Origin of the sequence: Lunatibacter salilacus (genome assembly GCF_009797935.1) — a bacterium.
Lineage (GTDB): Bacteria > Bacteroidota > Bacteroidia > Cytophagales > Cyclobacteriaceae > Lunatibacter > Lunatibacter salilacus.
The window spans coordinates 141,669-164,826 of record NZ_VOLC01000013.1; the positions used below are offsets into that span (position 1 = coordinate 141,669).

General features: G+C 42.8%; 14 protein-coding genes and 1 tRNA gene. 10 read left to right on the plus strand and 5 right to left on the minus strand.

What is annotated here, in order from left to right; all coding sequences use genetic code 11:
- Positions 1-193: 193 nt before the first annotated feature.
- Entirely contained in the window at positions 194-1,756 is a 1,563-nt protein-coding gene (locus FQ608_RS17605; RefSeq protein ID WP_158859724.1) for a SulP family inorganic anion transporter, read from the plus strand.
- Here the strand turns inward: FQ608_RS17605 and FQ608_RS17610 are convergent.
- From FQ608_RS17610 to FQ608_RS17625, 4 genes are all read right to left on the minus strand, one after another.
- A complete protein-coding gene (locus FQ608_RS17610; RefSeq protein WP_158859726.1) occupies positions 1,753-2,685 on the minus strand; it encodes a hypothetical protein in 933 nt (310 codons plus the stop codon). The genes FQ608_RS17605 and FQ608_RS17610 overlap by 4 nt on opposite strands.
- Before the next feature lie 227 nt (positions 2,686-2,912).
- Complete coding sequence (locus FQ608_RS17615) at positions 2,913-5,441, minus strand: ATP-dependent Clp protease ATP-binding subunit (RefSeq protein WP_158859728.1); 2,529 nt, start codon at positions 5,439-5,441, stop codon at positions 2,913-2,915.
- Positions 5,442-5,513: 72 nt separating this feature from the next.
- Complete coding sequence (locus FQ608_RS17620) at positions 5,514-6,191, minus strand: WbqC family protein (RefSeq protein WP_234364253.1); 678 nt, start codon at positions 6,189-6,191, stop codon at positions 5,514-5,516.
- Positions 6,191-6,820 (minus strand): L-threonylcarbamoyladenylate synthase, encoded by a 630-nt coding sequence (locus FQ608_RS17625; RefSeq protein ID WP_158859733.1) that lies wholly within the window; start codon positions 6,818-6,820, stop codon positions 6,191-6,193. Before FQ608_RS17625 ends, FQ608_RS17620 begins: the two co-directional genes overlap by 1 nt.
- A 366-nt stretch (positions 6,821-7,186) precedes the next feature.
- On the opposite strand from FQ608_RS17625, the gene mltG reads away from it, so the two are divergent.
- The 5 genes from mltG (at position 7,187) to FQ608_RS17650 (ending at position 13,228) form a co-directional block, all read left to right on the plus strand.
- Positions 7,187-8,233 (plus strand): endolytic transglycosylase MltG, encoded by a 1,047-nt coding sequence (mltG, locus tag FQ608_RS17630; protein WP_158859748.1) that lies wholly within the window; start codon positions 7,187-7,189, stop codon positions 8,231-8,233.
- A gap of 1 nt (position 8,234) precedes the next feature.
- Positions 8,235-8,660 (plus strand): acyl-CoA thioesterase, encoded by a 426-nt coding sequence (locus tag FQ608_RS17635; RefSeq protein ID WP_158859750.1) that lies wholly within the window; start codon positions 8,235-8,237, stop codon positions 8,658-8,660.
- A complete protein-coding gene (locus FQ608_RS17640) occupies positions 8,657-9,625 on the plus strand; it encodes a YihY/virulence factor BrkB family protein (protein ID WP_394351666.1) in 969 nt (322 codons plus the stop codon). The genes FQ608_RS17635 and FQ608_RS17640 overlap by 4 nt, the downstream gene beginning before the upstream one ends.
- A gap of 164 nt (positions 9,626-9,789) precedes the next feature.
- Positions 9,790-11,886 carry a phosphate acetyltransferase gene (gene pta, locus FQ608_RS17645; RefSeq protein WP_158859751.1) on the plus strand — a complete coding sequence of 699 codons (2,097 nt, stop codon included), beginning with the start codon at positions 9,790-9,792 and terminating at the stop codon, positions 11,884-11,886.
- Positions 11,887-12,004: 118 nt separating this feature from the next.
- Positions 12,005-13,228 carry an acetate/propionate family kinase gene (locus FQ608_RS17650; protein ID WP_158859753.1) on the plus strand — a complete coding sequence of 408 codons (1,224 nt, stop codon included), beginning with the start codon at positions 12,005-12,007 and terminating at the stop codon, positions 13,226-13,228.
- A 169-nt stretch (positions 13,229-13,397) separates the two neighbouring features.
- Here the strand turns inward: FQ608_RS17650 and FQ608_RS17655 are convergent, their stop codons facing one another.
- A complete protein-coding gene (locus FQ608_RS17655; RefSeq protein ID WP_158859755.1) occupies positions 13,398-14,933 on the minus strand; it encodes a DUF4394 domain-containing protein in 1,536 nt (511 codons plus the stop codon).
- A gap of 279 nt (positions 14,934-15,212) precedes the next feature.
- On the opposite strand from FQ608_RS17655, the gene FQ608_RS17660 reads away from it, so the two are divergent.
- The 4 genes from FQ608_RS17660 (at position 15,213) to FQ608_RS17675 (ending at position 22,933) form a co-directional block, all read left to right on the plus strand.
- Positions 15,213-15,297 (plus strand) — tRNA-Ser (locus FQ608_RS17660).
- Positions 15,298-15,856: 559 nt separating this feature from the next.
- On the plus strand, positions 15,857-17,758 hold the full coding sequence (locus FQ608_RS17665) for a SpvB/TcaC N-terminal domain-containing protein (protein WP_158859757.1): 1,902 nt from the start codon (positions 15,857-15,859) through the stop codon (positions 17,756-17,758).
- A gap of 18 nt (positions 17,759-17,776) precedes the next feature.
- Positions 17,777-21,586: a hypothetical protein gene (locus tag FQ608_RS17670; protein ID WP_158859759.1), complete on the plus strand. Its 3,810-nt coding sequence runs from the start codon at positions 17,777-17,779 to the stop codon at positions 21,584-21,586.
- 75 nt (positions 21,587-21,661) lie between these two features.
- Positions 21,662-22,933, plus strand: coding sequence for a hypothetical protein (locus tag FQ608_RS17675; protein WP_158859761.1), 1,272 nt, complete (start codon positions 21,662-21,664; stop codon positions 22,931-22,933).
- Positions 22,934-23,158 lie beyond the last annotated feature (225 nt).

A 23,158-nucleotide genomic window follows, 5' to 3' on the forward strand; every position in this document is an offset into this window, starting at 1 on the left:
CAAATAATTCAGGTAAGAAATGTATTGCTACAAAAATAGAAACTAAGATTCACTTGGTTTCCAAAAAATTATTTGACCGGATTTGAAAATTATAAAATAATTTCCAACTTCGTTAAAAATCTCCATCGGAATTCATTCATCAATATTTTCAACAATTAGTCACAGTAATATTTAATTAACCCATTGTATAAACATGCCAAATAAAAAAGGATTATTTGCCAACCTAGGTTCGGACTTACCTGCTGGCTTAGTAGTTTTCTTAGTAGCACTTCCTCTCTGCCTTGGGATTGCATTGTCATCCGGCGCGCCTTTATTTTCAGGTATAATTGCGGGAGTCGTTGGAGGTATTGTTATTGGGTTTATATCGGGCTCGCATACTTCCGTATCAGGTCCGGCAGCTGGTCTTACTGTAATCGTCCTAAATGCGATTTCAGATTTGGGTGCTTATGATATTTTTCTTACCGCTGTTTTCATTGCCGGGATAATGCAAATAGGTCTGGGAGTGGCCAAGGCAGGTATTATTGGATACTATTTCCCAACATCTGTTATTAAGGGAATGCTGGCCGGAATTGGTATTATATTAATCATTAAGCAGATTCCCTACGCATTTGGCGTCAATGAAACCTCAAATCTTTTGGAATTTACCCCATTTATAAATGATCTTGATGCAGTTCTTTCACTTCGACTCATGTTAAATGAGTTTGAATTTGGCTCGGTCATCGTAGCAGTCGTTTCTTTATTAATATTAGTTGTCTGGGAAAAACCCTTTGTGCAGCAGAACAAAATCTCAAAGGTAATCCCAGGAGCTCTCTTGGCGGTGTTATTCAGTATCGGGATTAATAAATTCTTCAAATTTTTTGTCCCTAATCTCTACATTGATATGGAGGATAAAGTAAGTTTACCTGCTATTAATGGGTTTGGGGATTTTTTAGACCAGTTGATGTTTTTGGATCCAAATGGCTTTATGAATCCAGACGTTTGGATTGTGGCCATTACTATTGCAGTGATCGCCAGCCTTGAGTCTTTACTGAGTTTGGAGGCCGCTGATAAAATTGATACTTACAAGCGTATTTCACCACCAAACAGGGAATTATTCGCCCAAGGAGTTGGTAATATGGTCAACGGCTTAGTAGGTGGTATGCCTGTTACAGCGGTTATAGTAAGGAGTTCTGCCAATATCAGTTCAGGCGGGAAAACAAAAATGTCAGCCATCTTTCATGGGTTTTTGTTATTAGCGAGTGTATTGTTGATACCAGGCCTTCTAAATTTGATTCCACTTGCCAGTTTGGCGGCTATTTTGCTTTTAGTTGGCTACAAACTTGCGAAAATTTCCCTTTTCAAGTCCATGTACAAGCTAGGCTGGGACCAGTTTTTGCCATTCGTTGCCACGATTTTCGGGATAATTGTATTTGACTTGCTCAAGGGTATAGGTTTGGGCATGATTATCGGAGTCATCTTCATCCTGTTGAGGAATTATAAAAATTCTTATTTCTTCAAAGAAACGGAGTCTACCGACCCGAAAATAGCCCATATCATCTTGTCAGAAGAGGTGAGTTTCTTAAATAAGGGAGCATTAATTTCCGCTTTAAACCGTTTGCCAAATGATTCAAAAGTAATCATTGACGGTTCCAAGTCGGTCATTATTGATTATGATGTACTTGAAGTGATCGAAAACTTCAAAACGAATGCAAAGGAGAGAAATATTGAAGTAGAAACCATCAACATTAAACCAGTTAGAACTTCCTCCTTACATTAATACGGATTGTTCAGCCTGGTGTATTTATATAGAACTGGCTCTACCCTCATCCGCTTTTCACTTAAAGTAAAATAACCCTTACCATCCGGGAAAAATGTTATTGCCTCTCCTTGGGGCTCGGGGGTATAAGGCAACAAAATCGGTTCTCGGGCTAATGCTTCGGGAACCGATTCACCTTCTTTTCTATCCCAATGGTAAATAACCCAATAATTTTTTATGATGATTTGACTGCCATCTTTAGAGATATCCCCTGCAGTTGACATTGTAATGGGGAGTTTCATTACTTTCTCCATGGTTTTGACACCTGTATTTTCCCAAAGCTTATCCGCTGCCACAGTATAAAGCGTGTTACTGGAATCACGTTTTGAAAGAATAAATAAATCCCCCGAAACCGGGTCAACCATCAGGGTTTCGGCATCTCTGGCTCCATCCGGATATTTCAGGGTAATTTTCTCAGGCTTTATGGAGATTTCCTCCTTCCAAGATCTTGGTTCCGGAAATCGGAAGATGCGAATATCACTATGTCTGGAATCATTGTCCCCGATATCACCCACATAAATATAGGATTCGTTGGGTTTTTGACCTGGCCCTATTGCTATATCCTCCCAATCACGATTAGATACTCCCTCCAATAGAATCCTTCCTTTATCTTTTCCCATCGTGTCGAGCATGAAGACGACGGGATCACCCCCGCTGTCATTGTGGGTATATAGGATGTTCGGATTGGTCCAAGAAAATGCCAATCCGCTAGCCTCATCGATATCTTTATTCTCCAATCTCGATACGGCTTGAGGTTGAGAGTAGAGTGTATCCACCACCTGTGGGTCTAGTCTAATGGTGAATTTTGTCTGCATCTTCTCCGCAATCAAAAATGGTAGTATTGAAAATGCAAAAATGATCTTAAAAAACAAATCCATATAAAATCTCATATATCACTCGTATTAGTCGTAAAGCATGATTTCCGAAAGAAATTTATTTCACTTCAGAAGGTGAATGTCCCTTCTAGAACAATTTCGATAGAAACGAATTTATCCTTAAGCAAGTTTCATGCAGAAAATTGTGAAATTGACTTGCGTCCGTCTTAAAACTGGTTAATAAAAAAACGGCCCTTGATTAAGGGCCGTTTTTGTTTATTGTATTATTACGAACAGTTTAATTAATCCGCATTTTCCTTTTTGGTCACACTTATAGTGAGTGCATCTCCTTCTCCACTATAATCTGCCAAGATAACATCTCCCTCAGAAAGCTCTCCTTTAAGGATTTCTTCCGCAATAGCATCCTCCAAATATTTTTGAATGGCTCTGTTTAGCGGTCTGGCACCATATTGCTTGTCATATCCTTTTTCAGACAAGAAATCCTTAGCCTTATCCGTCAGTCTTATCTGATACCCCATATCAGTTATTCTTGCGAACAACTTTCCAAGGCTAATATCAATAATTTCGTGAATATGGTCCTTGCTCAAGCTATTGAAAATGACCACATCATCAAGTCTATTCAAAAACTCGGGACTAAAAGCTTTTTTCAGGGCACTTTGAATGGTTGATTTCATGACATCGTCCATGTTCTCCTCCTTCGCCTTGGAAGCAAAACCAATTCCTGCACCGAAATCCTTTAGATCTCTAACCCCAATGTTGGAGGTCATGATAATGATTGTGTTTCTGAAGTCAACCCTTCTTCCCAGACCGTCAGTCAAGATTCCGTCGTCAAGCACTTGTAGGAGGATATTAAATACATCCGGATGCGCCTTTTCAATCTCATCCAGGAGTACTACAGAATAAGGCTTTCTTCTTACTTTTTCAGTAAGCTGCCCACCTTCTTCATATCCGACATAGCCTGGAGGCGCTCCAACCAAACGGGAGACACTGAATTTCTCCATATATTCCGACATGTCAATCCGTATCAAAGAATCTTCTTTGGCGAAAAGATATATCGCAAGCATTTTGGCGAGCTCAGTTTTACCCACTCCTGTAGGGCCCAAAAACACGAAAGAACCAATTGGCTTTTTGGGATCTTTTAACCCTACTCTGGTTCGCTGTATGGCTTTTGTCAGCTTCTTGATAGCATCCTCTTGCCCTACCACTTTATTTTTCAGCTCCGTCCCCATATTCAGGAGTTTTACCCCTTCATTTTGGGCGATTCTCTTGGCGGGTATGCCAGTCATCATTGCGATGACCTCGGCCACGTTATCTTCCTCTACTACGTATCGTTTGGTCTTGCTTTCTTCTTCCCACTTTGCCTTGGCATTTTCCAATTGTTCGAGCAATTTCTTCTCCCGGTCTCTTAACTGGGCTGCCTCCTCATATTTTTGAGATTTAACGACCCGGTTTTTTTCTACCTTGATATTCTCAACTTCTTCCTCCAAACGTAGGATATCTTCGGGAACATGAATATTATTAATATGAACCCTAGCGCCGGCTTCATCTAATATATCAATTGCTTTATCGGGTAAGAACCGATCCGAAATATACCGATCAGATAAGTTCACACATGCCTGAATCGCCTCAGGAGTGTATATGACATTATGGTGATCTTCGTATTTGTCTTTAATATTTTCCAGAATCTGGATAGTTTCTTCGGGAGAGGTAGCATCTACCATCACCATCTGAAACCGTCTTGCCAACGCACCGTCTTTTTCTATATATTGACGGTATTCATCCAAGGTAGTTGCCCCGATACATTGTATTTCACCACGGGCCAGGGCAGGCTTAAACATATTCGAAGCATCCAACGATCCGCTGGCACCTCCGGCACCTACGATAGTATGGAGTTCATCTATAAACAATATTACGTTGGGCGATTTCTCCAGTTCATTCATCACGGCTTTCATCCGCTCTTCGAACTGCCCACGGTATTTTGTCCCAGCGACAAGCGACGCCAAATCCAAGGTAACGACTCTTTTGTTGAAGAGCACACGTGATACTTTTTTCTGTACGATTCGCAGTGCAAGACCTTCGGCTATTGCCGTCTTTCCTACGCCAGGTTCACCGATCAGGATGGGATTATTTTTCTTCCTTCTGGATAAGATCTGTGCTACACGTTCTATTTCTTTCTCTCTGCCAATGATTGGATCAAGTTTGTCTTCTTCGGCCATGCGTGTAAGATCCCTGCCGAAATTGTCCAAAACGGGAGTTCTGGATTTTTCAGCCGTACCGCTTTTGGCACTTCCGGAAGATCCGCTGGAGGAACCGAATAATTTGGAGCCTTCGTCATCGGAATCATCCGCCTCTGTACCTGATCTTGGAGTTTGGTCTGTTTGGAATTCAAGCATTTCTTTCACAGCATCATATGTGGCGTCAAACTTCTGCAAAATTTGAGTAGCTATATTGTCCTCATCCCGAAGGATAGAAAGCAACAAATGTTCGGTACCAATAAGTTGACTTTTGAAAATTTTAGCTTCTAAATAAGTGATTTTCAGTACCTTTTCAGATTGCCTGGTCAAGGGAATGTTAGCTAGATTTTTTACGTTGTGATTAGCAGTTCCCTTTACGGCCCTTTCCACAGAATTCCTCAATTCATCCAAAGGAACACCCAGTTTCTTAAGAATGGAAACAGCGACACCCTCCCCCTCACGGATCATTCCCAGTAAGAGGTGTTCCGTGCCTATGTAATCATGCCCCAATCGCAAAGCTTCTTCACGACTTAGGGAAATCACTTCCTTGACTCTATTTGAAAATTTCGCTTCCATTTATATCCTTTCTTATGAGCTTTTTCAATTCAATTTATAATACTATCAAATTTATGGTAAAACACAATAGTTTTACGTATTGTTCAATTTCTTTTTTGCTGAAAGATCCAATTTGCCTTTAGATTGGGGTCCTTCACAAAATAGCAAATCGACAATGCTTAGATTAGGAACAAAGTCTAAGCCAAATAACTGCATATACGGTTTGGGAGTATAATATTCCCACTCCCAATGACGGCATTTCGTATCCCATAGCCCTCTAATATCCTTTTGTTCCGAGTCAGAGGGTATTTCTTCCACTACCTCCATTTTGACATCAAGCTTGAGAAAATACAGACAAGTTGTCAGTAAATCCCAGTTTAGCTCCCACAGAAAAGATTTCTTTTTGAGAAATATTTCTTCGAAGGATGGATAGAAATACTCAAAAAAGGGAGCTTTCCCATAGGAACTTCGCATCCCCCTCAAATGAACATTCAGCCATTTCTGATGGTAATCAATTTTAATATCACGGTATGGGGATTTTTTGTGTCCCTTCAATACAGGTATACTTAGTAATTCCACCTTATTTGACATCAATATCTCACACCTATTCCGATAGGTCTGTTTGACATAGGGATCATCCAGCGAAATCTTGATGCTTTTTGCATCTTTGACCAATGCAAAGAACTCCAAGTTAGGCAGATAAAAGAGATCTGCAATCATCGTCCCACTTCCTGAATCTTGACCATTGATGCGGTACTTCCGTTGTCCCATCAGATGATTTCATTGATTTCTCCTTTTCCCTGTCTCACTATCTCTATTTCTTCGCCGGTACAGTCAATGACTGTAGAAGCTACATTGTTGCCATATCCTCCGTCAACAACGGCATCTACGATATCCTTATACTTTTCATAAATAAGCTCCGGATCCGTGCTATATTCTATCACGTCATCTTCGTCCCTTATGGAAGTGGTCAAAATAGGTTGCCCCAGTTCCTTCACGAGAATCCGGGGGATAGGATGATCTGGCACCCTTATCCCTACCGTCTTTTTTTTGTTATTGAGTAATTTTGGGACTTTATTGTTAGCTTCCAGAATAAAGGTAAAGGGCCCTGGAAGTGCCTTTTTCATCAATTTAAACACCGGTGTACTCAACGCTCGGGTAAACTCTGAAATATTACTTAAGTCGTAACAAATAAAGGAAAAGTTGTGCTTTTGTGGCTTCACTCCCTTTATCTGGCAAACCCTTTCTATTGCCTTTTGGTTGAAAATATCACATCCCATACCGTATATGGTATCTGTAGGGTAGATGATAACACCTCCGGCCCGGAGAATATCCACAATTTTCTGGATGCGCCTAGGGTCAGGGTTTTCCGGGTAAATCTTTATTAATTCTGCTGGCATTTTTTTTTCCTTTGGTCATGCACTAACAAAATTAACCTGAAAGCACTCAATTTATGATTGTAAAGTAGAGTATTTATTTCAAAAAAAAAAGAAAGGCTCCCTTAATTTAGGTAATTCGTCTGAATAAAGTAGTTGCTTCTTAGGTATCCGCCCTTTATTTAAACCCATAGTGGCGAAAACAAAGATAAGAACATTTTTGTTACGCTATTTGAAGATTCCTTTAGTTTAAATTTTTAATTTATAATTCCTTCAATTTTCAAAAATCCAATGTGAATTTTTAATGTTACCTTTGACCTTCATATTGGGCTACCGTAAAGGAAAACAATTTCTTCAGCGCAAAAAAGACCCACGAAGTATCGTAAAAAAATGATAACAGATAAGAAAAGTAAGTTCCTGATGATTGGCGTCATCGCATTTTCCGTGTTGTTTACCTCGCTTTCCTTCTATTTTTATCAGGCTTTCTTTTCTGCCAATACTCTGGTAGATACGGAGGAGCCAGTGCTGCTGAAAATTCCCCGCAATGCTGATTTCGAGCAAGTAAGGGACAGCCTTATTCAGCAAGGCATTATCAAAGATTTGGTTACCTTCAGTTTTGTGGCCAAGGTGATGGACTATCAGGAATCTGTCAAACCCGGCCTCTATAAAATAGAGCCTAAGTTGACCAACCGAGAATTAATCCGTCTTCTTCGATCCGGCAGACAGACTCCGGTCAACATTACTTTTAACAACGTCCGCACCGATGAGGATTTGGCCGAGAAAATTACCCGAAACCTAGAAATTGAATCAGCTGATTTCCTGCGGATTTTGCAGGATAGCGTCCACGCCTCCAAATTTGGATTTAACCATCAAACGGTTCTTTCACTATTTATTCCCAATACCTATGAGGTGTACTGGAATGTAACAGCGATAGACCTTTTTGACAGGATGCACAAGGAATACAACCGGTTTTGGACAGATGAACGCAAAGCAAAAGCAGCCCAGCTGGGAATGAATCCAACAGAAGTCTCCACCCTGGCTTCCATCGTTCAGGCAGAAACCGCCAAAGCCGACGAACGCCCCAAAGTGGCCGGTGTCTACCTGAATAGACTTAAAATCAACATGCCCCTCCAGGCTGATCCCACCCTTATCTTTGCCATCGGTGATTTTGAAATAAAGCGAGTGCTAAACGTGCATAAAGAAATTGAAAGTCCCTATAATACCTACAAGTATACGGGATTGCCTCCTGGGCCAATAAACCTGCCGGATATTTCCGCCTTGGAAGCAGTACTCAACTCCCAGCAGCACAACTACCTGTATTTCTGCGCTAAGGAGGACTTTTCCGGCTACCACGCATTTGCTACTAACCTTCGGGACCACATGATAAATGCACGTAGGTATCAACAAGCCCTCAACTCGGCAAAAATCTTTAATTAATATGTTTTCTTCGGATACAACGGTACGGGTACGATATGCGGAAACGGACCAAATGGGTTACGTATACTACGGCAACTATGCTATGTATTATGAAGTAGGCCGGGTGGAAGCTATGCGAAGTATAGGCTTTTCGTATGGTAAAATGGAAGAAAGCGGAATCATGATGCCCGTCTTGGAAAACCGAAGCCGGTTCATATTACCTGGGAAATACGATGAATTACTTACGATAAGGACGCAAATAAAGGAGATGCCTGGAGTTAAAATCAAGTTTCATTATTATATTTACAATGAAGCGATGGAACTCATCAACGAAGGCGAAACCCTACTTACCTTCCTCAAGACAGATACGCATCGGCCATGCAGGCCTCCGTCAAATCTCCTAGAGTTATTGCGCCCCTATTTCAAAAATAAAAATGGTTTTTCGTGAACCTGAATAAACTGTATATAGATCTTGTCCGCAAACTGCACGCTCAGGCCCTAAAGCTGAGACCGATTCATTTTGGGAATCCTGACCAAAACGTATATGACGTGGGTAAGATCTTTTTCAGGCAACTTCAGAAGGATGAAATCTTCGAGCGTGCCAGTGCCATGGCCTTCAGCTTTACCATTGCCATGTTTCCATTATTGCTTTTCCTGCTTAATATTATTCCGTATATTCAATTTTTCTTCCATGATGTAAGTACATCCAATATTCTGCTTTTTGTCGAAGACATACTACCGGAAAACATCTACGCAGAAGCTTCTCCAACCATTTTGGACATTATTAGTAAACCAAGGCAAAGCCTACTTTCTTTAGGTTTTTTTCTTGCATTGTATCTATCCACCAACGGAGTAATTTCGTTGATGAATGCTTTTAATTCGGTATACAAAACGAAAGAAAACAGGGGATTTTTTCACACCCGACTCATTGCCGTTACCATTGTGCTGGTTCTTGTGCTTAGTGTATGCGGCGCAGTGGTTATTATGGTGATCGGCAACAATATGATCTACAGGCTGTCCACATTGGATTTTGTAAACAATACCTTATATGTGTATCTGCTGCTTTTTTTTAAATTTTTCGTACTGTTAATGCTTTTTATGATCGCAACTTCATTTATTTTCCGCTTTGCTCCCGTAGTTCATGACAAATGGCGTTTTTTTTCAACAGGATCCATCACTGCGGCCTTGCTAATCAACCTTAGTTTTTACGGGTTTACCTATTACCTCAACAACTTCGCCAGCTACAACAAACTCTATGGTTCTATCGGTACCATGATTGCTCTGATGCTTTGGCTTTGGATTACGTCAATTATCGTCTTGATTGGTTTCGAGATCAATGTAAGCCTGGACATCGCCGCCGAAAGAAGAAAAAGGCGGAAAACTTCCAAATTTAGAATTCTCAGGGATTATTAGTATTGTCTCCCAAGACTGCTTAATTTTGCGTTAAATCAACAGGTGTCCACACACGCTTTTTCTGATCGCAACATACCGTTCAGATAACTAGGTGGAATTCGCACTAGTAAGCCTTCAGATAGACTAGCCATCTGAATGAAAACAAAACACCAACCTTTCTTTTTATGGAAAAATCCAAAAATATTTTTATTGCCACTGCACAACCTTTCAGTGGAAAATCCATTATCGCACTAGGCCTCGTAGATTTGTTGCTTTCCAAAGCGCAAAAGGTTGGTTATTTTAAACCGATTATCACCCAAAGGCCGGAGGTAAGCCTAGATACCCATATAGATACGTTAATCAATCATTTTAAACTCCCCATTGATTACAACAAGTCTTATGCCTTCACCAAAGAGGAAGCAAATCTCTTGATCGAGTCCGGACACCCGGAAGACATCATTGACACCATCATCGAAAAATACAAGGAACAAGAATCAAATTACGACCTTACTATCATTGAAGGCAGTGATTTTCTGGGAGAAGGTACCGCTTTTGAATTTGACGCCAACGTTATGATTGCGAAAAACCTGGCGGCACCGGTCATCATAGTTATCACAGGTGAGGGGAAAAGTATAGCCCAAATCGTCAATTCAGCACTCCTTACCGTCCAGAATTTTCGAAGTAGAAAAGTGCGCGTAGTGGCTTTGGTGGTTAACAAAGCAGCAGAAGACCGGTTGGAGGAAATTCAAACCACTTTACGGGCCCAATTGCGAAAGGATATCCTATTGGCGGTAATTCCACAAATCATAGAACTGAAAAGTCCTACGATGTTGGAGGTGAAAAAACACCTCAATGCACAGGTGATGTTTGGAAAAGAGCACCTCAACAACAGGGCCGACCACTTTATTTTCGGTGCCATGCAGGTGCCGAATTTTCTGAACCATATCAAAAAAAATGTTCTTGTTGTCACTCCTGGTGATCGGTCAGATATAGTATTGGCTACACTTCAGGCAGACATCTCGCAGAATTATCCCAAAATTGCCGGGATCGTTGTAACCGGAGGTTTTGAACTTCCAGAGTCCGTCCTGCGGCTGATCGGCGGATCAAAGGTTTCAATTCCTATCCTGGCGGTGTCCGAACCGAGCTTTCATGCAGCTACCAAAGTGGCCGGCATTCATTCCAAAATCCAAGCTACGGACACAGACAAAATTCAAACGGCTATTACCATATTCAGAAAGTATATGGATGTAGAGCGACTGGAAAAGGAAATTGCCAATGTAAAACCGTCAGGTGTTACCCCTAGGATGTTTCAGTACCAGCTCGTCACCCGGGCGAAAAGTCAAAAGAAGCATATTGTTCTACCCGAGGGCAAAGACGACCGTATTCTAAAAGCAGCTGACCGATTGGTAAAGCAGGGCGTAGTCAACATTACGCTGTTGGGTAATGAAGATGAAATTGTAGATGCAATCAATCGGCTAGGTCTAAGCCTTACGCCGCAAAACTGCCAACTGATTGACCCACAAAAATCCGTGCATTTTGATGATTACGCGAATACCCTGTTTGAATTGCGGAAGGGGAAAAACATGCTGATGGGGATGGCTAGAGACCTGATGTCGGATGTTGCCTACTACGGGACCATGATGGTCCACAAAGGACATGCAGACGGAATGGTGTCGGGAGCCATTCACACGACCGCACATACGATACGTCCCGCCTTGCAGTTTATCAAAACACGTCCAGGCGTTTCCCTAGTTTCTTCCATTTTCTTTATGTGTCTTCCAGACCGGGTTACGGTTTTCGGGGATTGCGCAATCAATATCGATCCGACAGCCGAAGAGTTGGCCGAAATAGCCATATCATCAGTGGAAACCAGCAGCAAATTTGGTATTGACCCGAAAGTGGCCATGCTGTCTTACTCATCAGGCGCTTCCGGTACAGGCGACGATGTGGAAAAGGTAAGAAAGGCCACCCAGTTAATCCGAGAGAAAAATCCCGAAATAAAAGTGGAAGGGCCAATTCAATACGATGCAGCGGTCGACCCCGCCACCGGTATACAAAAAATGCCGGGATCGGAGGTTGCTGGTAATGCCACCATTCTTATCTTTCCGGATCTTAACACAGGCAACAATACCTATAAAGCCGTACAGCGGGAATCCGGCGCCGTGGCTATTGGCCCTATACTACAGGGCCTCAACAAACCCGTCAACGACCTCAGCCGAGGCTGTCTGGTAGATGACATCTTTAATACGGTAGTCATCACGGCCATTCAGGCGCAGCAATAGGCAGGGGATGTATGTTTAAAAGATTATACTGAAAAAGATTTTGATTACCCATTCAAATCCTATTTGTAATTCTGAGCCGCCAGCACTCCCTTTTAAAACAAAAAATTACTTTTAACCGATGAAAATACTTGTAATAAACGCCGGCAGCAGCTCGCTCAAATACCAACTTTTCGATATGCCGGATGAAAACCCACATTGTGCCGGATTGGTAGACCGTATTGGTATAGATCAATCCAGTATCACACACCATGTCTATATAGAGGGGAAAAAAAGAACCTATCAAGTAGAAACTTCTATTTTGGATCACGAAGCTGCATTGAAAGAAGTGACAGCCTTGTTAGTTGATGCTGAAAAAGGTGTTTTATCCAATATGGATGAGGTAACCGCAATCGGGCATCGGGTAGTACATGGCGGAGAATCATTTTCCTCCACTACTTTGATAAATGATACCGTTAAAGAGGAAATAAAAGGACTGTTTTCGCTTGCCCCTTTACACAACCCCCCGAATTATTTGGGCATATCGGTTGCTGAACGCATTTTCCCCAATGCCCGACAAGTGGCGGTGTTTGATACGGCTTTTCATCAAAGCATGCCACCTCGAGCCTACCGGTATGCCATTCCGAAGGAGTTGTACGAAGAAAATGGCATTCGCGCATACGGATTTCATGGGACTTCCCATCAGTATGTCACCCGTCAGGCTGCCATTTACCTGGAAAAACCGGACTCCAAAATAATTACTGTCCACCTGGGCAACGGATGCAGCATCACGGCTGTCAAAAACGGCCAGTCAATCGACCATAGCATGGGTTTGGGACCCATGGGAGGACTGGTAATGGGTACCCGCTCGGGAGATATAGACCCATCCATTATTTTCCACCTGATTCAAGAGCGCGGCTTTTCTCCCAAAGAAGTCAACGAGTTGTTGAACAAAAAAAGCGGCATGTTGGGGCTCTGTGGGTTCAGCGATATGCGGGATGTGAAGAAAGCGATTCAGGAAGGCGATGCGGATGCGATACTCGGATACGAGTTATATGCTTATAGGATTAAAAAATATATCGGTTCATATACAGCTGCGTTAAACGGATTGGACGCTCTGGTCTTTACTGCCGGGGTGGGTGAAAACGATCCCGATATGCGGGCGGCTGTTTGTGCGGATATGGAGTTTTTTGGTATTCAGGTAGACCACAGTTTAAACCAGGCAAGGCAATCAGATATGCGTGAGATAAACAGCCCTTCATCAAAGGTAAAGGTCCTGGTGATCCCCACCAATGAGGAACTGGAAATCGGTCAGCAGACCTATATGTTGGTTAAGGAAATGGGGAATTCCAATAATGAACTTTAAAAATATCACTTATCTTTAAACAAAATAGGCACTAAGAAGTAAAATATACAGTATAATGACTGGCAATAAATTCAATTTCAGTATAAACCACGACTATTCAACCAAAATAAAAGGCTCTCAGAAAATTGAGAGCCTTTTGCTGTTTAATAAAATTGCCTAAAAATCCACCCTAAAATCCTAATCCAAGGGCCATTCCAGTAGCTGGCACATTAAAGTCTGCGACTTTGGTAGCTGCTCCGGTGGAAAGATTGATGCTGTAAACACCGGTCATGCCCCCCACATCTATAAGCGCATAGCCCATGTCCGACATGCCGCCTATATCAAACCCATTGTCCCCGCTTATCTCTATACCAAGAGCACCCACGGGCACTAACACACCATCATTCGGTGGGTCTTGGGTATATAGCATATTTGTTTCTGAATCTAGCACATAAAGGAGCGTGGAAGATGCTCCGGCAATATTGTTTGTATAGGCCGCTCCATTTACCATTGGCATTCCAGGATTCAGTGATCCATCCACCGCAACTACAGTCCCTAAGTCAGGATGCAGGCGCAGGTTTTGACCCGTGTTGCTTACCAATCGAATCCTATCAACAGTAGGGTTAAAATCAAAACCAAACTTCTCCCCATCCAACATTGGGTCCAACATGTCTCCCATAGCCATGGTAGCTCCATTGGATGTGTTTACTGTTAGAATTCTACTCTGGTTAGTGATGGCATATAAGGCTCCGTTTGCCGGCCTGAAATCCAATCCTACAACCATCTCATCGTCCATCAAACCTGTTAGTTCCACTTCGTTCATACTGGGATCGGTTGGATCGAAGCGGTACAGCATATTATCTGCCGTAGTAGCGTAGGCCACGGGATTTGTTTTGAAGGCGATGCCCACAACCGGTATCGAAAATGTTCCTACCCAAGTAGCTGCTCCTGAAGAGAGGTTGATGCTATATAGTCTGGAATCATCATCTGCAAGGGTTACGGCCAAAGCGGCGGAGTTATCAGGGTTGATATCAAAATTTCCCATTCCCATAAAATCGATTCCCAAGTCTCCCACTTCTTCCAAGCCACCGTCGTTTGGTGGGTTCTGGATATACAATTTGTTGCTTGAAAAGTCAATGTCGTAGAGGACCGTACTGCTGGCTCCAGCCATGCTGTTGGTATAGGCAACGGCTCCAATCATGGGGTTGCTACCGCCACTAATCATTCCGTCTGTAGCTACCACAGTTCCGAGCTCGGGATGCAGTCTTAGGTTTTGGCCCGAAGCGGTTACTAAACGAATCCGGTCCACAGTTGGATTGAAATCCAAAGAAGCATTGTCCCCGTCAATGGCCGGACTGAAGGCTGCGGAGCCTAGAGGTGTAGCCATTCCGTCATTTTCATTGATGATGTAGATTCGACTTGTGGATCCCAAGGCATAGAGTTGGCCGGTTGCCGGGCGGTAGTCAATACTTACGATCATTTCGCCGCTTTCGAGTCCAGAAATGTCCATGATGTCCATTGGCGAGTTTAGTTGCCTTGCGTCAAACCGTGCAATGCGGTTGTCATCAGTAAGTGCGGTAAAGCTCACTTCCGGGGCCATTCCCATTTCATCTTCTGGATTTTCCACTATGGGCATCGGGTCATCATCGTTACAGGAAAAACCCATTCCCACTAATCCTGCAAAAAGGCAGGCTTTGATAAAAGCACTTATGTTGGCTGTCTTCATTAGTAAATATTTTTTGGTTAGGACAGGACATACGCAGATAATGGCGGGGTTGGATTTAGGGGATTTAAAAAAAGTCGATATTTTTTTAGGTTGAAAAATTCCTGGAGGGACTATCTAAATAGTTTCTTGGGTTTCAGTGGGTTGATATGGATTCAAATTTCCCGCTGGAGGTGATACAAATATTTAGTGTTTTTCAAGCCTCAAGCGTTTGCAAATTCAAAGAATAGACCTACCTTTGCAGACCGTAAGACAGAGATAATGGCTTGCGGGTAATAAATTAGAGGAGTGGCAGAGTGGTCGATCGCGGCGGTCTTGAAAACCGTTGTACCGTGAGGTACCGGGGGTTCGAATCCCTCCTCCTCTGCTGGGTGGAACCCTAACTAACTGAAAAACAGTAAGTTAGGGTTTTTATTTTTAAATGGGGGGCTAATTGGGGGGCTGTTTTATCCATAATTCATCCACGGTTCTATAATTACTGAAGATAATTCTCTAAGGATTATTTTTTTCATCCATTCAGTTTTGCACTTCTCCATCTTTACCCATTTCACCTTTTAAAACAATTAATGGAAAGCTATCCCATGATTCCTATTTGAGTTGATCAGGGGTCTTCTTTTGGTTATCCTCAAGCTATGCATCCTGCCCTTCCATTTGATGGTAATATATGGCACTCTTCTTATAATAAGCTTGCACCCTGTAAGTTAATCCCGAAAATATTCTAACAAATTTTTATTAATTAAAAGTTAAATTTTAGTTTTTAATAGATTAAATACTTAAATTCCAAAATAGACTACCAATTTTTTTGTTTTGGACATATTTATTTTACTATAAAAATCCGTCCAACACCATATAATTGATTCTTATGGATCATTAAAGAACATGGAGCAATAGGTGAAGGAGGGGTTACTTTAAAAACTTCAACTGGAATGAATCAGCCAAATGCCAATAATGAGGAGCAAAAGAAACCAGTTGAGGGCATACCTTCCCTTTTCCAGGAACATGCTACGGAATCCAATGCCATTCAGATCCCCCAGATTTCACTTCCGAAAGGTGGTGGTGCCTTAAAAGGTATCGATGAAAAATTTGAAGTTAATTCTGCTAATGGGAGTGCCGGTTTTAGCATTCCTTTACCTGTCTCTCCCGGACGAAATGGTTTCGCGCCGGCTTTATCATTGAGCTATAACTCGGGCAGTGGTAATAGCCCGTATGGCTTAGGCTGGTCGGTGGGATATCCCATGATCCAACGAAAAACGGATAAAAAACTACCAACGTACCGGGATGGTTTGGGGGAAGATGTTTTCATGTTTTCCGGGGCAGAAGACTTAGTGCCTTTTTTAGAAGAGGATGGTGGAGAATGGAAAGAAAGGGCGTACCCCAATAATGGAGCAGATGGATACGTCGTAAAAAGATACCGGCCACGAATAGAAGGCGGCTTTGCCAGAATCGAAAAAATCACGCACTCTGACCATGGTGTCTATTGGAAGGTTACCACCCGGGATAATGTCGCTACCCTTTTTGGCCGAAGCCCATCTGCCCGGATAGCCGACCCCGAAGATGACAGCCGGATTTTTCAGTGGATGCCTGAATTCAGTTATGATGATAAGGGCAACTGGATAAGTTATGTATACAAAGAAGAGAACTTAGATAATGTACCTGATTCGATAGAGGAAAAGAACCGGTTGAATGAATTGGCGCCTATTACCAATCAATATCTAAAAGGGATTAAATACGGCAATCACAAGGCCTATTACGCCGATCCAGGCAATCCTTATGATCCCCAACCACCTGTGGATGAGGATAAGTACTTTTTTGAGCTGGTGATGGATTATGGAGAGCATGATAATGGCAATCCGAAACCAGATGACGATATCCCATGGGATTACCGGGCAGATGCTTTTTCTTCCTACCGCTCCGGATTTGAGATCCGAACAAACCGCTTGTGCAAGCGGATCCTGATGTTTCATCATTTTAAAGGGGAAGAGCAATTTGTAGGCACACCAGATAAATTGGATTTTGGGAGAGATTACATGGTTCGCTCTTTAACATTGGATTACGAGGAATCTTCTATTAATGGATCCGGTCAAACCGAAGGCACCTATCCTAAATCGGTTACGCAAACTGGTTATATCCGAAAACCGGATGAAAGCTATTCCCAAAAGTCTCTTCCACCCGTCGAGTTTACCTACCAAAATCTTCAGTGGAATAAAAATATAAAAACAGTACCTCAGGAAGCGATCGTCAATGCGCCGGTTGGTTTGACCAACAACTATCAATGGGTGGATTTGTATGGAGAAGGTATCTCCGGTATCCTGTCGGAGCAAGGCGAAGGCTGGTACTACAAAAGCAATCTCGGCACCAACGGTAATGATGGGGAGATTGCTTTTTCAGTTGCCCAGCAAATTATTCCCAAGCCATCCTTTAGCGGCCTGTCCAATGGCGTCCTATCCCTTCAGGATCTGGCCGGAAATGGTGAAAAGCAAATCGTCGTTAACAGTCCGGGACTACAGGGCTATTTTAAATTGACCCATGACCTTGACTGGCAACCCTTTAAAGCGTTCGAACAACTGGCCAATATCAACCTGCGGTATCCTAATACCCGCATGATCGATCTTATTGGAGATGGACAGCCAGAGTTAGTGGTAACGGAAGAAAACATTTTTGTTGGGTATGGGGCTGATGGAAAACGCCTGCACTTACCGGCTGCCTATGTGGCTAAAGCCATTGATGAAGAGCAAAGGCCGACGATTGTATTCGCCGACCCCGAACAGACGATCTTCCTGGCGGATATGGCTGGGGACGGATTGACCGATAATATATTGCTAATTTAAAAAAAGGAGAAAACCATTATGACTAAAGTAAAAGGTCGAGTAAGTGCGGGTAACAGAGATCTTCGCCAGATTCTCATTGAAGTTTTTCATACCACTGCAAATTTTCAGGATAATTTACCTCTTGAAGCGCGAAAGGATTTAAACAAATATTCACTTACACGATTAGGATCAGCAATAACGGATTCAGCCGGTGAGTTCTTGATTGAGTATGGCGATAACGATCAATCCAAATTTAGCCGTCAACCCTGTGTCAATCTGTGGCTCATTGCCTCCTCCTGTTGTAAGGAGGGTGAAGATATTGAAATCATATTTCAGTCAAAAGATGTGCGCCAAAATGCGGCTGCTATCGAGTATTATCCTATCTGTCTTGACAAGAACTATATTGATGTTAATAATAGTTCTTCCAATCAAGCAACCGCCAGGTCACCGGAAAGTATCGCAGAAAACTATGCAACAAAACAAGCACTTGATGCAGCGGAACTCGCAGTCTCTAAGGACAAATTCAAAAAGCGTTTAACCATACGCAGAGATTTCGAAAAAAATATTGAGCCGAAATTGCAACAAAACCTTTCCCATGTTGAACTTGACAAAGATGGAGAGCCTGCAGATCCGGATTACGTAAAAGGCAATGAGTCAGTTCGCATTAAGTCCGAGAAGCGAATGCTCACCGTTATGGCGAAAGTCTTCGATGTCGATTCGGAAAAGAAAATTGCTTTGTCAGGTCGGATATCCCTGACAGCTAAGCAAGTTCAGCAATTAGAAGCTGAACATGAAACTGTTGCTGACGAAGATACAATCACCGTTAATGAGGAAATACTCTCTAGGATCTTAAATAATAACGGTGAATCCGGTGAAAACCCTGAAAATGGCAGCCAAATCGTTAACCGGGTTAATGTAGTTGAACTCTATTGCCGTGAAAAAACCAAGGGGGAGCGCTGCCTATTAGGCGAACCTGTAACTGAAAATCCAATTCCTGATCGTGAAGAAGATGGTGAGGATGGCGGCATCGATGAGGAACCTGGGATTGATTCTCCTCAACCGGGGGACCGGGTTGATTTGACGGGTGGAAATGTCACTATAGATGGGCTTAAAGCAGATATTCCGCATTATATCGCCAATATTCTCAACGAAGTTTCTATACTTGATAATGAGACTTCACCATTACCATCGCCGGGAACGCAACTGACAGAAAAAGATATCAGCAAAACTAGCACCTTCCCTTCTCTAACGCTGCCGCCAGGACCGGCCGATGTCCCTGCCTACCATGATTTCTACGATTTACAAATTGCTTTTAAGCCGGTGTGGACTGAAGCGCTAGATAACAGTCTCATAGGCAGCGTTAGCACTATTTATGAACATTATGTCGAAAATGGTGGTGATCCGAAGGCTTTTACGGATGCTGTAACTAATGATGCGTGTGGGATATATGGTTTAAAAGGTGTTTTCGCTTATGTGGCAGTTCCAGATGCTGGTGTGCAAAAACACATAGATATCACCAACGAAGAGTGGTCTGCTCTCAGTAGTGAACATCAATTAGAGTTAAAAAGTATTTCTACAAAGATTGACAAATATTACAATGATTTGAGTACGTTTTCCGATAAATTACTTTATGATGACGGAGACAACAGATTGGATTTACCACACTACAATCGAACTCGGGAATGGGTAACAAATCAAGTCAGTGACTTGCAAACGCAGGGTGAACGATTTATTCGTATTGCTCAGGCAGAGCTTGAACGGCAAGCTACCAACAAATCTATTGTGCCGAACAACCACACCCTTAACCAACTTATAGAACGAGCAGCCTCTGCTTACCCGGCTAAATATTTTGCCGCTAACAAACGACAACGTAGTGTTAATTTTGGTCTTCTAGTCAATTACCGGCAACGTTGGACTCCTACTGCTTATCAAGTCGGTGAACTCATCAAAAGCATGCCCCTCGCACCAGGCCAAAACATAAGGTATAAAAAAATAATTAAAAAAATAGAAAAACGTGCGCGGAAAGAAATTGAGTCCAATCTTGACAGCCTAAAGAGCGAGACCAATTCCACCACACGCGCCGAAGCTGACATTGTTCAGAAGGCGATGAATAAGACTAATTTTCATGCCGCAGCCGAGGGGACTTTCACCACAGGAATATGGTCAGGGAAAGTGTCGGGTGGTCTAAGCGAGGATTCCGAAAATCATTCTGATGAGACCAAGAAAAGTTTTCACGAAGCGGTTGTCAAAGCAGCACGTGAATATAAGAACGAACACAAAGTCGAGTTGGAGACTGAATCTACATTCGAGTCTGAGTTTGAGGAGTCGGGTACGATCACGAACCCGAACGATGAGCTGTGCGTTACCTACCTCTTTTATGAATTACAACGCCGCTATCGCGTTGAAGAACGTCTTCACCGCCTTACATCTGTTGTTTTAGTCGCTCAGGAAATGCCCTGCCCTGAAGATATCGACGAAGACTGGCTGATTGCTCATCGCTGGATCTTAAACCGGGTGATGCTCGACGACTCTTTCAAACAACCACTCAGGTACGTCGCAGAAGGTCTGGTGGCCGAAGAATTTGCACTTACAGAACTTCGTAAAACGCTTGCCCAACAACGCCGTTTGGTCGAAGAACTGAAAGAAGATGTCTCCGATTCCCGTGTGTTTACAGAATCCCGGTATGCTTCACTTCAGCGTTCTATGGAAAGAACCGCTCGTGCTACTCAAAGAAAAAGTAAAGACAGCGGATTTTTCGGGCTTGCGAAAAAGCTAACATCCTACACAGCGGTCGGCGCCTTTGCTGATAGCTTTCTGGGAGGGGGTGAATCCGAAACTCCGGAAACAGCTCGCATCCGGGAAGCCGCCTCGCAAGATGCCTATCAGCGTGAAATTCAAAAGCTGCGTGATCAGGAAGGACAGCTTGCCCAGACCAACAACAGTTTGGGCCGTGCAACAGAAGAATATACGGACCGGCTGTCCAAACACCTTGCGAATGTCGTACTGGTAACCGAACTAAAGAATCATGTGAAGGATAATATCACCCATTACATGCAGGCCATTTGGATGCACGAACCTTTCCAGCAGCGCTGGCTGCGCCTTAAAGATGTGCCGGTTCCTGTACTGAAACGGGCTAAGCGGAAATACAAAATCAATAAAAAGCCAAGCTTGGGAGCCTTGGCAAATGTTGCACATCTACGTGCCAATGTTTATCCCTTTGCTACGACAGGGGATATAATCCTCCCTCCGGAAAAGGAGAACGGTACGCTTGATACAGTACCACTATACCAGGTCGCCGATATTGATGGGCTGTTAGGCTTCCGTGCCAATTATATGATTTTTCCTATGAAAAAGGCGAATGCGATTACTGACTTTATGATGGAGCCTTACGTTGAAAAAGCTGCAGGTGCTTATGGTATTACTGACCCAGACGATCTTGGCAATATTTCTCTGGACGAATTTTCGGAGTACGTGTGTTGTTTGAAGAAGAATCTATCTTCGAGAGAATTTGAAGAACTTCGAGTTGAACTTACTGCCCAATTGAAGAAACTGCTTCAGTCGCCTCTCAGAGACGACGAGGAAATTGTTGTGCCGATGGATGCAACTTATATTGAAGCAATACTTGGCTCTACGCCGTTACTTGAGAACTTCAAGTTGCTGCACAGACAAATTGATGCGGCGGATGCACAGGAAGGCTTGAGGCTTAAGAAGATGGAGAAAATTCGCTATGCGCAGCGGCTGCTTATGGATGAACTTGATGATCCGGAGATTGAGGCAAAATACGTTTTTGAAGGGAATGACAGCGCAACTATTGTACCACCAGTTTCTGGAGGAACAGGAGATTCTTAGAAACATTAATTTTAGAATAAAGCTGAACAAAATAGCATGCGTACAATAATAAGAGCTTTTTAAGGATCTTTTCTTATGAGCGATAATACTAAATTAACGGGCATAAATAACCGTGGGACAGGTTCTACATCTGTTGGCCCAAGTCGCATAGCCACGATTCCCCCTCGTCCTGCTGATTATGAAGAGGTAGTCAATACAGGACAGGTGATGGGGATGGAGGCCGCCCACGTCCTTATGCCTTCCTCAGCGAAGGAATTTATGGCTCGTGCTCGATCAAAACACCAATTTCTTATTAATTACAGTGACCGTCTTTTGGCAGATTCGGAATTAGGCTTACTCGAAGCTCAAAGCATGACTGCGGGCACGCTTCTCAATATGGAAAAAGAATTGGAGAGGCGGCTGAATGAGCCATACGGTTTGTCCCAATTCATAGGAGTTGCCTGGCCAGAAACTGATCCTCTTGCAGGTTTGGTAGAATCTGCATATCCATTCTCTCATTCGGATAGATGGCAAGAGTACGTCAATCGCTTTCAAAAGGCATGGTCGCTGGAAAAGGAACGTGGTCAGCGGCTAAAACCTAGACCAAGCGTTCCGGAACTAATTTTAAAGGCGCCGGAGGTAGATGCCAAACCGATAGAAGATGCAATAAGAGGCCTCCCTAATAGAGGATTGGGACCTGAGAAAGTATTAGACCCAGAGATTAAAGGCAGCAGGAAACCAGAAAGTGACCTGCCTAATTATGGATCCATAATCGCTGATGCTGCCTTGGCTTTAATCGGCGAGGCTGCTTCAGGAAATGCAGCTTTGGCAGCAGGCCTGGCAGCTCCTGCTATATCTGTCGTATTTTACTTTATAGGCCAGGGGCAGGCTGTTCAAAAGCAGCACAGGAATGCTTACGTTTCTGGAGTTAAACAAGGTGCTAAGAGATGGGTAGATTCATTATGGTCCTTGCAGGCAAAACAGGAAAGGGGAAAACGACCAGTTGCCAAAGTGCAATTCAACGTAGCGGTTCATATGGCAATTGAAACAGATTGGTGTAAACAAAACCCCAGTTGCTGGCTAAACAAAAATATAACAAATGTTGCTCCGGCAGTACCTGGTAAAATTAAAGAAACTAAGCTAAAAGCGTTTCAGACAAGTTTTGAAAAGATGAATCAAGTAGTTAGGGATTTTGAGAAAGACTATTTGACTGAATTGTGGGATCTAGTGCCAAAGGAGCTTCAAAAACTCTCGTACCAGGGTAAATTCTCTGAAATAGTCAACAGATTGTACCTCAAGCATGTAGGTGCTGCGCGCTTAAAGCACATGCAGGAGGTCCAAACGTCAATAGTAGACAGGCTTAAGTGAAAGCATGAAATGAAAATTGAAACTGCACTCCAGGTATATAATTTTAAAAAGGCAAAAAAACTAACTAAGTCGCTAACTCATGTTGTGGGAGGCCACTTTACAAACAGAGTTCGTGATTATGTCAAAAATCGAACATTTAAAAAAATATCGGAACTTCAAGTTATTATGGCTGAATAGTCATAAATTATTTATGCTCTCAAAAGAGCACCAGGCAAATCAAAGAGA